The organism is Streptomyces sp. NPDC104814 (genome assembly GCF_055583185.1).
The window spans coordinates 371,201-384,797 of sequence record NZ_JBVJOL010000006.1; the positions used below are offsets into that span (position 1 = coordinate 371,201).

Sequence of the window (13,597 nt, forward strand, 5' to 3'; positions counted from 1 at the left end):
CCACTTGACCCTGACGCGACGGGAGGGCGCAGCCTGGGTGCACCGGTGGGTGGAGAACGACCCCTGAGGCGCCTCCACCCGGCGGTGGAGTGCCCCTAGGGGTTCCTCCGTACTGCGACCCGGGGAGGGTTCGTCCCGCCGGAGGACGAGCGGGCCGGGCCGCCGTCCTTAGTCTGGCTTTACGCCGCTGGGGGGCGGCTGACCGAACCGTCGGGGTGGGGTTTTCCCCCGCCCGAAGACGGGGTTCCACACCAGCGCGCGGCACCCCTGCCGCCCGCGAGACTCAGACCCGTAACCGCACAGGGCCGGACGCGACGACGTACCGGACACCCTTGTCGATTCTGCCGACCGATATGAGGAGACATACCGTGACTTCGGCTGTGACCATTCCCAGGCATGGGGGCACTGGAGGGACAACGGCCGTCGCCGCGCGGGCGCGACAGGTCGTCAAGGCGTACGGGGCGGGGGAGACCCGGGTCGTCGCGCTGGACCACGTCGACGTGGACATCGCCCGCGGGCAGTTCACCGCGATCATGGGGCCGTCGGGGTCCGGCAAGTCCACGCTGATGCACTGCCTCGCCGGGCTCGACACCGTGACGAGCGGGCAGATCTTCCTCGACGACACGGAGATCACCGGGCTGAAGGACAAGAAGCTCACCCAACTGCGCCGCGACCGGATCGGGTTCATCTTCCAGGCGTTCAACCTGCTGCCGACGCTGAGCGCGCTGGAGAACATCACGCTGCCGATGGACATCGCCGGCCGCAGGCCCGACCAGCAGTGGCTGGGGCGCGTGGTGGACACCGTCGGGCTCGCCGGGCGGCTCAAGCACCGGCCCAACCAGCTCTCCGGCGGTCAGCAGCAGCGCGTCGCCGTCGCCCGGGCACTCGCGGCCCGGCCGGAGATCATCTTCGGTGACGAGCCGACCGGAAATCTCGACTCGCGCGCCGGCGCCGAGGTGCTGGGCTTCCTGCGGCGCTCGGTCACCGAGCTGGGCCAGACCATCGTCATGGTCACCCACGACCCCGTCGCCGCCTCGTACGCGGACCGGGTGCTGTACCTCGCCGACGGCCGCATCGTCGACGAGATGTACCAGCCGACCGCCGACCAGGTCCTGGACCGCATGAAGGACTTCGACGCGCGGGGGCGCACGTCATGACCGTGCTGAAGACCTCGCTGCGCAACTTCTTCGCCCACAAGGGCCGGATGGCGCTGTCGGCGATCGCGGTGCTGCTGTCGGTGGCGTTCGTGTGCGGCACGCTGGTGTTCACGGACACCATGAACACCACCTTCGACAAGCTGTTCGCGGCCACCTCCTCGGACGTCACCGTCACCGCCCGCAGCGCCTCGGACACCGGCGAGACCACGTCCGACAACGGCAAGCCGCCGGTCATGCCGGCGTCCGTGCTCGACACGGTGCGCCGCGTCCACGGCGTCAAGGCCGCCGAGGGCACGGTGTTCTCCACCTCGGTGACCGTCGTCGACGCCGGCAAGGAGAACCTCTCGCCGTCCTCCGGCGCCCCGACCATCGTCGGCAGCTGGAACGGCCAGGACGCCCGCACCATGAAGATCACCGAGGGTGCGGCGCCCCACGGCCCGGGCCAGGTCATGGTCGACGAGGACACCGCCGACAAGCACCACCTGAAGCTCGGCGACGAGATCGGCGTCATCACCGCGATGGGCACCCACACCGCGAAGATCTCCGGTGTCGCCGCCTTCCAGGTCACCAACCCCGGTGCCGCGATCTTCTACCTGGACACGAGCACCGCGCAGGACACGCTCGTCGGGCAGCGCGGTGTCTACACCAACATCAACGTCACCGCCCTGCCCGGGGTCGGCGACGACCAGCTGAAGAAGGACGTCGCCGCCGGGCTCGGCGGCGCCTACAAGGTGCAGACCGCCAAGGAGGTCGCCGACGCCAACCAGAAGAGCGTCGAGAGCTTCCTGAACGTCATGAAGTACGCGATGCTCGGCTTCGCCGGGATCGCCTTCCTCGTCGGCATCTTCCTGATCATCAACACCTTCTCCATGCTGGTCGCCCAGCGCACCCGGGAGATCGGCCTGATGCGGGCCATCGGCTCCTCCCGCAAGCAGGTCAACCGCTCGGTGCTGATCGAGGCGCTGCTGCTCGGTGTCGTCGGCTCGGTGCTCGGCGCGGCGGCGGGCGTGGGCATCGCCGTCGGGCTGATGAAGCTCATGGGCCGCATGGGCATGCACCTGTCCACGGACGACCTCACCGTCGCCTGGACCACTCCGGTGGCCGGCCTGGTGCTCGGCGTGGTCGTGACGGTCCTGGCCGCCTATCTGCCGGCCCGGCGCGCGGGGAAGATCTCGCCCATGGCCGCGCTGCGCGACGCGGGCACGCCCGCCGACGCCAAGGCCGGCCTGGTGCGCGGTGCGCTCGGGGTCGTCCTGACCGCTGCGGGCGGGGCGAGCCTGTACGTCGCCGCCCGCGCGGACCGGGCGAGCGAGGGTTCGCTGTGGCTGGGGCTCGGCGTGGTGCTGAGCCTGATCGGGTTCGTGGTCGTCGGCCCGCTGCTGGCCGGCGGTGTGGTGCGCGTCCTCGGCGCGGTGCTGCTGCGGGTGTTCGGGCCGGTGGGGCGGATGGCCGAGCGCAACGCGCTGCGCAACCCCCGGCGCACCGGCGCGACCGGCGCCGCGCTGATGATCGGCCTCGCGCTGGTCGCCTGCCTGTCGGTGGTCGGCTCCTCCATGGTGGCCTCCGCGACGGACGAACTCGACAAGACCGTCGGCACGGACTTCATCGTCCAGTCCGACAGCGGGCAGCGGATCACCGCGCAGGCCGTCAAGGCGGCGAAGGCAGTGCCGGGTCTGGAGCGGGTCACCGAGTACAAGGTCCTCGACGCCACGCTGACCACGCCCGACGGCGTCACCACGAAGAAGGAGAGCATCAACGCCGCCGACCCGACCTATGCGCAGGACGTGCGCACCAAGACGGTCGCCGGCCGCCTCCAGGACGCCTACCGGCCCGACTCCATGTCCGTCTTCGAGGGCTTCGCCAAGGACCACGGCGTCAAGCTGGGCTCCACGGTCACGGTCGCCTTCCGCGACGGCAGGACGGCCCGGCTCACCGTCCGCGCCATCACCAGCGACGACGTGGTGATCGACAAGGGAGCGATGTACGCGTCGATCGCGACGGTGTCCAGGTACGTGCCGGCCGAGAAGATGCCGCTGGACATGCTGCTCTTCGCCACCGCCGAGGACGGCAGGCAGAGCACCGCCTACACCGCGCTGAAGTCGGCGCTGCACGACTACCCGCAGTACACCGTGCGCGACCAGACCGACTACAAGCAGGCGCTGAAGGACCAGATCGGGCAGCTGCTCAACATGATCTACGGCCTGCTGGCCCTGGCGATCGTGGTCGCGGTCCTGGGTGTCGTGAACACCCTGGCCCTGTCGGTGGTCGAGCGGACCCGGGAGATCGGCCTGATGCGGGCCATCGGCCTCTCGCGCCGCCAGCTGCGGCGGATGATCCGCCTGGAGTCGGTGGTGATCGCCCTCTTCGGCGCGCTGCTCGGCCTCGGGCTGGGCATGGGCTGGGGCGCGACGGCCCAGAAGCTGCTCGCCCTGGAGGGTCTGAAGGTCCTGGAGATCCCCTGGCCGACGATCACCGCGGTCTTCGTCGGCTCGGCCTTCGTGGGCCTGTTCGCCGCCCTGATCCCGGCCTTCCGGGCAGGCCGCATGAACGTCCTGAACGCCATCGCGACGGACTGACCCCGACGGCCACCGTGAACGGGGGTCACGGGGGCACCCACCGGCGCCGGAAAGCCTTGAGGGGCTTCCCGGCGCCGGCGCACGTCCGGACGTCGGGAACTCGGGGAGTTCCGGTGCGGTCCGTACCCCGGCGCCGCGAAGCCCAAGGATCTTTTGCGGTGCCGCCGGTCGCCTCATCGGTCCCCGGCGTCGTCCACAGCCCCCGGCGTTCCGTGCGGGCAAGTCGTACGCTGGACACCCCCGGCCGCTCACCGCGCCGGGCTGCTTGCGTTGCCCACCCCAGGACGGAAAGCCCCCTCCATGAGCCTGCACGGTCTGCTCGACGCCGTCGTCAAGGACCCCGCCCTCGCGGAAGCGATCTCGGCGGCCACCGACGGCAACCGCCTGCACGTCGACCTGGTGGGCCCCCCGGCCGCCCGCCCCTTCACGATCGCCGCCCTCGCCCGGGAGGCGTCCCGCCCGGTCCTCGCGGTGACCGCGACCGGACGGGAGGCGGAGGACCTGGCGGCCGCGCTGCGCTCCCTGCTGCCGTCCGAGGGCGTCGTGGAGTACCCCTCCTGGGAGACCCTCCCGCACGAGCGGCTCAGCCCGCGCAGCGACACCGTCGGCCGCCGCCTCGCGGTCCTGCGTCGCCTCGCCCACCCCCGTCCCGACGACCCCGAGACCGGCCCGGTCTCCGTCGTCGTCGCCCCCGTGCGCTCGGTGCTGCAACCGCAGGTCAAGGGCCTCGGCGACCTGGAGCCGGTGGCCCTGCGCAGCGGTGAGAGCGCCGACCTGAACGACGTCGTGGCGGCGCTCGCGGCGGCGGCGTACGCGCGCGTGGAGCTGGTGGAGAAGCGCGGCGAGTTCGCCGTGCGCGGCGGCATCCTCGACGTCTTCCCGCCCACCGAGGAACACCCCCTGCGGGTGGAGTTCTGGGGCGACGACATCGAGGAGATCCGCTACTTCAAGGTCGCCGACCAGCGCTCCCTGGAGGTCGCCGAGCACGGCCTGTGGGCGCCGCCCTGCCGTGAGCTGCTGCTCACCGAGGACGTCCGGGCCCGTGCGCGTGCCCTCGCCGAGGACCACCCGGAACTCGGCGAACTGCTCGGCAAGATCGCCGAGGGCATCGCGGTGGAGGGCATGGAGTCGCTCGCCCCGGTCCTCGTCGACGACATGGAGCTGCTGCTCGACGTGCTGCCCAAGGGCTCGATGGCCGTGGTCTGCGACCCCGAGCGGGTGCGCACCCGCGCCGCGGACCTTGTGGCGACCAGCCAGGAGTTCCTGCAGGCGTCCTGGGCCGCCACCGCCGGATCGTGGCGCGCGGGCGAAGCCCGCTCGGCTGAGGGTGGTGGCGGGCGACGGGCGGGAGGTGAGGCGCCCATCGACGTCGGCGCGGCCTCCCTGTGGTCCATCGCGGACGTCCGGGACCGGGCCCGCGAGCTGGACATGATGTGGTGGTCGGTGTCGCCGTTCGCCGCCGACGACGAGCTGGACGCCACCACCCTCAAGCTCGGCATGCACGCCCCCGAGGCCTACCGCGGCGACACCGCGCGGGCGCTCGCCGACACCAAGGGCTGGCTCGCCGACGGCTGGCGCACGGTGTACGTCACCGAGGGCCACGGCCCGGCCGCCCGTACGGCCGAGGTGCTCGGCGGTGAGGGCATCGCCGCCCGTCTCGACGCCGACCTCGGCGAGCTGTCCCCGTCGCTGGTGCACGTGGCGTGCGGCTCCATCGAGAACGGTTTCGTCGACGCCGGCCTGAAGCTGGCCGTGCTCACCGAGACCGACCTGACCGGGCAGAAGGCGGCCGGCAAGGACGGCGCCCGGATGCCCGCGCGGCGCCGCAAGACCATCGACCCGCTCACCCTGGAGGCGGGCGACTACATCGTCCACGAGCAGCACGGCGTCGGCCGCTACATCGAGATGGTGCAGCGCACGGTGCAGGGCGCCACCCGCGAGTACCTGGTCGTGGAGTACGCCCCGGCCAAGCGCGGCCAGCCCGGCGACCGGCTGTACATCCCCACCGACCAGCTGGAGCAGATCACCAAGTACGTCGGCGGCGAGGCACCCACGCTGCACCGCCTGGGCGGCGCCGACTGGACGAAGACCAAGGCGCGCGCGAAGAAGGCGGTCAAGGAGATCGCCGCCGACCTGATCAAGCTGTACAGCGCCCGTATGGCCGCCCCGGGGCACGCCTTCGGCTCCGACACGCCCTGGCAGCGCGAGCTGGAGGACGCCTTCCCCTACGCGGAGACCCCGGACCAGCTCACCACGATCGCCGAGGTCAAGGAGGACATGGAGAAGACGGTCCCCATGGACCGCCTGATCTGCGGCGACGTCGGCTACGGCAAGACCGAGATCGCGGTGCGGGCCGCGTTCAAGGCGGTGCAGGACGGCAAGCAGGTCGCCGTCCTCGTACCGACGACCCTGCTGGTGCAGCAGCACTTCGGGACGTTCTCCGAGCGGTACGCGCAGTTCCCGGTGAACGTACGGGCGCTCTCCCGCTTCCAGACCGACACCGAGGCCAAGGCGACCCTGGAGGGCCTGAAGGAGGGCTCGGTGGACATCGTCATCGGCACGCACCGGCTGTTCTCCTCCGAGACCAAGTTCAAGGACCTCGGGCTGGTCATCGTCGACGAGGAGCAGCGCTTCGGCGTCGAGCACAAGGAACAGCTGAAGAAGCTGCGCGCGAACGTCGACGTGCTGACGATGTCCGCGACCCCGATCCCGCGCACCCTGGAGATGGCGGTCACCGGCATCCGCGAGATGTCGACGATCACCACACCGCCGGAGGAGCGGCACCCGGTGCTCACCTTCGTCGGGCCGTACGAGGAGAAGCAGATCGGCGCGGCGATCCGGCGTGAACTGCTGCGCGAGGGCCAGGTCTTCTACATCCACAACCGGGTGGAGTCCATCGACCGGGCCGCGGCCCGCCTGCGGGAGATCGTGCCCGAGGCGCGGATCGCGACCGCGCACGGGCAGATGTCGGAGGCGGCGCTGGAGCAGGTCGTCGTCGACTTCTGGGAGAAGAAGTTCGACGTGCTGGTCTCCACGACGATCGTCGAGTCCGGTATCGACATCGCCAACGCCAACACGCTGATCGTGGAGCGCGGCGACACCTTCGGCCTGTCCCAGCTGCACCAGCTGCGCGGCCGCGTCGGGCGTGGCCGGGAGCGAGGGTACGCGTACTTCCTCTACCCGCCGGAGAAGCCGCTGACGGAGACCGCGCACGAGCGGCTCGCGACCATCGCCCAGCACACCGAGATGGGCGCGGGCATGTACGTGGCGATGAAGGACCTGGAGATCCGCGGCGCGGGCAACCTGCTCGGCGGCGAGCAGTCCGGGCACATCGCGGGCGTCGGCTTCGACCTGTACGTGCGCATGGTGGGCGAGGCGGTCGCGGACTACCGCAGGCAGCTGGAGACGGGCGAGATCGAGGAGGAGGCGCCGCTGGAGGTCAAGATCGAGCTGCCGGTCGACGCGCACGTCCCGCACGACTACGCGCCCGGCGAGCGGCTGCGCCTGCAGGCCTACCGGTCGATCGCCTCCGCCAACAGCGAGGAGGACATCCGGCACGTCCGCGAGGAGCTCACCGACCGCTACGGCAAGCTGCCCGAGCCGGTGGAGAACCTGCTGCTGGTCGCCGGTCTGCGGATGCTCGCGCGAGCCTGCGGGGTCGGCGAGGTCGTGCTCCAGGGCACGAACATCCGTTTCGCACCGGTGGAGTTGCGCGAGTCGCAGGAGCTGCGCCTGAAGCGGCTCTACCCGGGCAGCGTCATCAAGCCGGCCACACACCAGGTGCTGGTCCCGCGGCCGAAGACGGCCCGGGTCGGCGGCAAGCCGCTGGTCGGCCGCGAACTGCTGGCGTGGGTGGGCGAGTTCCTGACGTCGGTGCTGGACTCCTGAGCAGGAGCCGCGCTCGGGTCAGTGGCCGGATCAGCCCGCCGGTGGCCTGACGCGGCGCGTCCGTGAGCCGGCCGCGCACCGCGGCCCGGCAACGGGCGAAGCCGCCCGGCGGACAGGGGTCCGTGGGCGGCTTCGGCCTCGGGCGGGGGCCTACTGCTGGTCGGGGCGGTCGCGGTCCATGCCGAGGCGCTGCTCCGCCTGGCGCTGCGCCGCGTCGACCTGGTCCTCGTACTTGCCGCCAGTCTTGTCGTTGGCCATTTTCTCGCCGGCGTCGGACATCTGGCCGGCCTTGTCCTGTGCCTGCTTGTTCTGGCGGAACCTGTCCAAGAGGCCCATGCGGAAGCTCCTTCCGGTGAGAACTCCCTTTCGACGATACGCCCGGGATGCGTGGAATGCCCAAGTAAGAGGCGATCTGGTCTGAACCTCTGTGCGGTTACGGTGTGTACACAGGGCATGTACGGGAAGACTCGCGGGTGCGGGGCGGAACCGGTCGAGCAAGGGGAGGGACGCACCGTGAGGTGTGCGAGGGGCGGGGCGGCGGTCGCCGCCGTGCTGGTGCTGGGCATCACCGGCTGTACACAGCAGACGCCGGGGTCACCGGGACCGGAGCGGTCCGCGGGCGACGGGCACGCGGTCGGTCCGCTGGACAACCCCGACGGGACGAAACCCGGGCTGGCGCCCGTCACCGACGCGTCCGGCCGCGCCGAGGCCCGGGCGCTCATCCAGAAGGTGGCCACCAAGGGGCGCGGCCCGAAGACCGGGTACGAGCGGGACAAGTTCGGCTACGCCTGGATGGACTCGGTGCCGGGTGACGTGCCCTTCGCGCGCAACGGCTGCGACACCCGCAACGACCTGCTCAAGCGCGACGGTCAGGACGTCCGCTTCCGCAAGGGCTCGAACTGCGTGGTCGTCTCGATGACGCTGCACGACCCCTACACCGGCAAGACCATCGCGTGGACCAAGTCCCGTGCGACCACGGTGCAGATCGACCACGTCATGCCGCTGTCGTACGACTGGCAGATGGGTGCCTCGCGCTGGGCCAAGGACAAGCGGGAGGCCATCGCCAACGACCCGCTCAATCTCGTCCCGGTGGACGGGCCCACCAATGGCGCCAAGAGCGACTCCGGCCCGGCGACCTGGCTGCCGCCGGACAAGGCGATCCGCTGCGCCTACGTGGTGCGCTTCGCGCAGGTGTCGCTCAAGTACGCCCTGCCCGTCACCGCCGCCGACAAGCAGATGATGCTGCGTCAGTGCGACTGAGGGGCGCAGGTGACACCTGCGCCCCTCGACCCCCCTCGGGCCGTCGCTCAGGAGGTCGCGCCGGCCTTGCGCAGCGACTCCACCAGGTGCGTGGTCAGCTTCTTCGCCGACGCCGCGCCGTTGCCGGAGCCGGCGGTGGACATCACGGTGACGACCGACTTGCCGACCCGGGTGGCGACCAGCGTGGTGCCGTTCTCCCAGGTGGCGCTGGTGAGCGTGAGCGTGTACGCCTCGTCGCCGAGCCCGGCGGTGGACTTGCCCCTGACCCGTACCTTGACGTGCTGGGCGGTGTCGGTGAACGTGGCGCACTCGGCCGCCACACCGCGGATCCGCTCCATCACGGCCTGCGCGGTCGTGCCCTGGAAGGCGTCGATCTCCTGCGTCATCTCCTCGCTGCGGTCCTGGTTGGCGTAGTCGTCCTGCGCGAACGACACGCCGCCCTTGTAGCCGGTGACGTCCAGCCAGGCCGTGTTCTCCAGCTTGGTGCAGTCCGCCTTGGCCGTGCTGCGGCTGCTCGGCGCGAGGAAGCCGTTGCCGCTGTCCGCCGCCCCGTCGGCGACCGGGGCCAGCCCGGCCGGGAAGACCGAGGCCGGGGCCAGGGCCTGCTTGAGCTGGGTGCCCGTCAGCAGGCCGGCGTTCGGGTCCTGGGCCTTCGCCGGGGCGCCGGAGGCGGCGGCCGGCTTGCCGTCGGCCGTGTCCTGGCCGGACTGGCAGCCGGTCAGGGCCGCGGCGGTCGCGGTGACCAGGCAGAGGGTGGTGGCGGCGAGAGCGGTGCGACGCATGGGGGTTCCTTGGTGGAGACGGTGTGAGTGCGGGCGGGGCCCGCCGGGTGTGGATACCGGGCCCGCCGGGTGTGGACCGGGCCCGGGTGGGGGGTGCGGGACTGCGGCCGGAGGGGCTGCGGACCGGGACCGATCAGCCGGTCTTCTTCCAGTCCTTGCAGCCGGTGGTCTTGAAGTAGGCGTCCGAGGCGCCGATGGTCACCACGGCCGAGCCGGTCACGTTGTTGTTCGCGATGATCGACTCGATGGAGTGGCCGGCGTCCTTGGTTCGCTCCCAGTAGCAGGAGTCGTCGGTGTTGCCGGTGGAACGGTAGGTTCCGGGGGCGATGTCGGCGCCGACCTTGAACATGCCGCCGTCGCCCTTCATGGCGGTGGCGGGCGTGCCCGTGGCCTTCGCGTCGACGGCCTCCCAGTCATGGCAGCCGGTGGACTTGAACAGCTTGTCGCCGGGCTTGATCGTCACATAGCTGGTGCCGGTGACGTTGTCGTTGGCCAGGATCGCGTCGGTCTCGCCGGAGGCGTCCTTGGCCCGCTCCCAGTAGCACATGCCGTCGCCGTTGCCGCTGGTGCGGTAGGTGCCGGGCTTGATGTCGGAGCCGACCCGGAACTCGCCGTCCCCGTCGAACGCGGCCTTCTTCTCCTCGGCCGCCTCGGCGCCGGGCTTCTGCGCGCCGGAGCCCTTGCCCCCCGCGCTCGGCCCGGCGGAGGCCGACGACCCCTTGTCCTTGCTGTCGGAGTCGCCGCCGTCGCCGCCGGCGTTCGCCGACACGGCTCCGATGACGACGATCCCCACGACGGCGCCCAGCGCGACCTTGGCCTTCGTGCCCATGACTGTGTCCCCCCTCGGACGGTGTGAACCGCCCCTGGCGAGGCGGCCCTTCGTTCGCTGGGTCAATAAGAGCATGCGCTGTGAACCGAGTCAACACGGTTCACAGCAAGTGTTGGATACACGGCTGTTAAGGGTCGGATCTTGCATTCGTCGGTATCCTCGGCCTCACAGGCGTGGCCGTACGGGGCGGTCGCGCCGCGCGGACGAGGGGAGCGCGGCCGGTGCGGGACAAGGCGGCAGACGACGAGACGACCGGGGCGGCCGGCCGTGCCGGAGCGCGCACCGCGGCGGGCATCCGTGGCGGGGCGCCCGGCGCGGCGGCGGGCCACGCCGCCGACAACGCCACCGAGGTGACCGCCGCCGGCATCGCGCGCCTGGCCGGCGTCGGCCGCGCCGCCGTCAGCAACTGGCGCCGCCGGCACGCCGACTTCCCCAAGCCCGTCGGCGGCACCGAGACCAGCCCGTCCTTCGCGCTCGCCGAGGTCGAGGGCTGGCTGCGCCGCCAGGGCAAGCTCGCCGAGGTCCCGCTGCGCGAACGCGTCTGGCAGCAGCTCGCCGGTCACCCCGAGGGCCCCGTCACCGCCCTGACCCACGCCGGCTGCGCCCTGCTCCTGATCCACGACCGGCCCACCGTCTGGCTGGACATCAGTGCCGGTACCGACGAACGCCTGGCCGCGATGCTGCCGCCCGCCCTGGAGCAGGTCCTCACCCCGCGCTTCACGGGAGCGGACGGCCCCGCACCCGCGGTGCGCGCCCCCACCGGCCCCCAACTGCTGCCCTCCGTGCCCCTGTTGCGCGGCGCCGCGGAACTCGCCGCCGAACTCGGCGCCCGGCAGACCTTCGAGTTCCTGCTCGGCCGGCACCTCGACGCCAACCCGCGCCAGTACACGCTCACCCCCGCCGAACTGGCCGGCCTCATGGCCGACCTGGCCGGCGGCGCGCGCACCGTCCTCGACCCGGCCTGCGGCACCGGCGCCCTGCTGCGCGCCGTCGCGCCGCGCCCCGGGCAGGAGCTGTACGCCCAGGACGGCGCGCCCGAGCTGGCCGCGCTCACCGCGCTCCGGCTCGCCCTGCACTCCCCGGCAGCGGTGCGCGCCGCCGCCGGCGACACCCTGCGCGCCGACGCCCACCCCGACGTGCGCGCCGACGCGGTGCTGTGCCACCCGCCGTTCAACGAACGCAACTGGGGCCACGACGAACTGGCCTACGACCCGCGCTGGGAGTACGGCTTCCCGGCCCGCGCCGAGTCCGAGCTGGCCTGGGTGCAGCACGCGCTGGCCCGGCTGCGCGACGGCGGCACCGCGGTGCTGCTGATGCCGCCCGCCGCCGCCTCCCGCCGCTCCGGCCGCCGTATCCGCGCCGACCTGCTGCGGCGCGGCGCGCTGCGGGCCGTGATCGCCCTGCCGGTGGGCGCGGCACCGCCGTACAACATCCCGCTGCATCTGTGGCTGCTGCGCCGGCCCGTAGCCGCGGTCGCGCAGCCCGAGGTGCTCCTCGCCGACGCCGGGCAGTTCGCGGGGGAGGGGCGCGGCGGCTCCGACTGGCAGGCCGTGCGCGAGGCGGTGCTGGACGCCTGGTCCGCCTTCGACCGCACGGGCAGCCTGGAGGAACGGCCTGGTCTGGCCCGCTCCCTGCCCGTCATCGACCTCCTCGACGACGACGTGGACCTGGCGCCCGCCCGCCATCTGCCGCCCGCGGCACCGGCCGACGGAGCGGGGGCGCTCACCGCGGTACGCGAACGCCTCGGCGACACGCTGCGCCTGACCGCGGAGCTCACGCCCGCGCCCGTCGACGCGCCCCGGCGGGCGCGCTGGCCGCTGACCACCGTCGGGGAACTCGCCCGCGGCGGCGCCCTGGAGATGCGCACCGGCGGCAGCGGCGGGCCCACGCGCGTCCGGGTCCTCACCGACCACGACGTGCTGGCCGGGACGGCGCCGTCGGGCTCCTTGCCGGAGAGCGACGAGGAGGCGGTGCTGACGGAGCCGGGCGACGTGGTGCTGCCGGTGGTCGGCGGCGGCGCGGTGGCGCGTGTCATCGACGAGGAGACCCAGGGCGCCGCCCTCGGCCGCAACCTCGTCCTGCTGCGCCCCGACCGGCAGGCGCTCGACCCGTGGTTCCTCGCCGGCTTCCTGCGCGGCACCGCCAACAACCGTCAGGCCAGCAGCTACGCCTCCACCGCCACCCGGCTCGACGTGCGCCGCCTGCAACTGCCCCGGCTGCCGCTGGAGGAACAGCGGCACTACGGCGAGCGGTTCCGCGCCCTGGAGGAGTTCGAGCGGGCGCTCAGGCACGCGAGCCGGCTCGGCGAACAGCTCGTGCGCGGCATGTACGACGGGCTGACGGACGGCACGGTCGCACCCGACTGACCCACGCGCGCCCCGTCCCCGCCTCCTCGGGGCGGGGCGAAGTGATCAGTGTGACAACGGTTCGGTACAACCCGTGACGTGTCGTCCGTGTCGGCCTATACGCTCGGACCCGGTACTACGTTCGTCCCCATCAGGCCTTCAGGAGCAGCCATGCAGGGCCACGGCTACCCGCCGCCCCCGTCCCGCCGACCCTCGACCGGGGTGCTGGTCCTGCTGCGCGTGATCTTCGTGGCGGTGGCGGTCCTCAGTATCGGATTCCTCGCGTGGGTGGCGCCGCTGCGTGCGGCGATCGTGACCCGCAAGCGGGTCGACTGGTGGGTCTTCGGGGCATCCGTGGCCGTACTGATCGTCTGCTTCAGCCTGTTCGCCACCGATCACACGGACGACTTCAGCACGCCCAAGGGCACGACCGGCATGATCATCCTGCTGCTGAACATGGCGGCCTGCGCCGGCTACTACCTGTACGCCGACATACGTCACCACCGCCCGCACCCCGCCGGCTACCCCGTGACCCCGGCGCCGGCCGTGACCTACGGCTACCCGCAGCCCCCGTCGCCGTACGCGGCCACGCTCCCGCAGACGCCCGCCGTGCCCCTCCCCACCCCCACCCCCACGCCGCCGCCCCCACAGCGTCCCGCACCCGCCCGGATCGACCAGGTGCGCGCCGAGCTCGACGAACTCAGCGACTACCTGCGGCGCGGTGACGGCCACGGCGAGGGCGGAAGGTGACCGTGACGAC

9 protein-coding genes are annotated in these 13,597 nt (G+C 72.3%); 6 read left to right on the forward strand and 3 right to left on the reverse strand.

Annotated features, from left to right (window positions below; translation table 11 throughout):
• The first annotated feature begins 368 nt into the window (after positions 1-368).
• The 3 genes from ACZ64A_RS22345 (at position 369) to mfd (ending at position 7,621) form a co-directional block, all read left to right on the forward strand.
• Positions 369-1,157, forward strand: a complete 789-nt coding sequence (locus ACZ64A_RS22345; protein ID WP_469812461.1) for an ABC transporter ATP-binding protein — start codon at positions 369-371, stop codon at positions 1,155-1,157.
• Positions 1,154-3,733 carry an ABC transporter permease gene (locus ACZ64A_RS22350; RefSeq protein ID WP_469812462.1) on the forward strand — a complete coding sequence of 860 codons (2,580 nt, stop codon included), beginning with the start codon at positions 1,154-1,156 and terminating at the stop codon, positions 3,731-3,733. Before ACZ64A_RS22345 ends, ACZ64A_RS22350 begins: the two co-directional genes overlap by 4 nt.
• A 300-nt stretch (positions 3,734-4,033) precedes the next feature.
• The gene (mfd, locus tag ACZ64A_RS22355) at positions 4,034-7,621 is read left to right on the forward strand and encodes a transcription-repair coupling factor (RefSeq protein ID WP_469812464.1); all 3,588 of its coding nucleotides are present in this window, start codon (positions 4,034-4,036) and stop codon (positions 7,619-7,621) included.
• Positions 7,622-7,771: 150 nt separating this feature from the next.
• Here the strand turns inward: mfd and ACZ64A_RS22360 are convergent, their stop codons facing one another.
• Positions 7,772-7,957 (reverse strand): antitoxin, encoded by a 186-nt coding sequence (locus ACZ64A_RS22360; RefSeq protein ID WP_469812465.1) that lies wholly within the window; start codon positions 7,955-7,957, stop codon positions 7,772-7,774.
• A gap of 177 nt (positions 7,958-8,134) precedes the next feature.
• Here ACZ64A_RS22360 and ACZ64A_RS22365 point away from each other — a divergent pair, with 177 nt between their 5' ends.
• Complete coding sequence (locus ACZ64A_RS22365) at positions 8,135-8,881, forward strand: HNH endonuclease family protein (RefSeq protein WP_469812466.1); 747 nt, start codon at positions 8,135-8,137, stop codon at positions 8,879-8,881.
• A gap of 47 nt (positions 8,882-8,928) precedes the next feature.
• Here ACZ64A_RS22365 and ACZ64A_RS22370 read toward each other — a convergent pair whose 3' ends face one another.
• Together ACZ64A_RS22370 and ACZ64A_RS22375 are read right to left on the reverse strand one after the other, a co-directional pair.
• Positions 8,929-9,663 carry a hypothetical protein gene (locus ACZ64A_RS22370; RefSeq protein WP_469812468.1) on the reverse strand — a complete coding sequence of 245 codons (735 nt, stop codon included), beginning with the start codon at positions 9,661-9,663 and terminating at the stop codon, positions 8,929-8,931.
• A 133-nt stretch (positions 9,664-9,796) separates the two neighbouring features.
• On the reverse strand, positions 9,797-10,492 hold the full coding sequence (locus ACZ64A_RS22375; protein ID WP_469812469.1) for a hypothetical protein: 696 nt from the start codon (positions 10,490-10,492) through the stop codon (positions 9,797-9,799).
• A gap of 350 nt (positions 10,493-10,842) precedes the next feature.
• Between ACZ64A_RS22375 and ACZ64A_RS22380 the strand changes: the two genes are divergently transcribed.
• Positions 10,843-12,858 carry an N-6 DNA methylase gene (locus ACZ64A_RS22380; RefSeq protein WP_469812599.1) on the forward strand — a complete coding sequence of 672 codons (2,016 nt, stop codon included), beginning with the start codon at positions 10,843-10,845 and terminating at the stop codon, positions 12,856-12,858.
• Between the two features lie 150 nt (positions 12,859-13,008).
• Complete coding sequence (locus ACZ64A_RS22385; protein WP_469812470.1) at positions 13,009-13,587, forward strand: hypothetical protein; 579 nt, start codon at positions 13,009-13,011, stop codon at positions 13,585-13,587.
• The last annotated feature ends 10 nt before the right edge of the window (positions 13,588-13,597 follow it).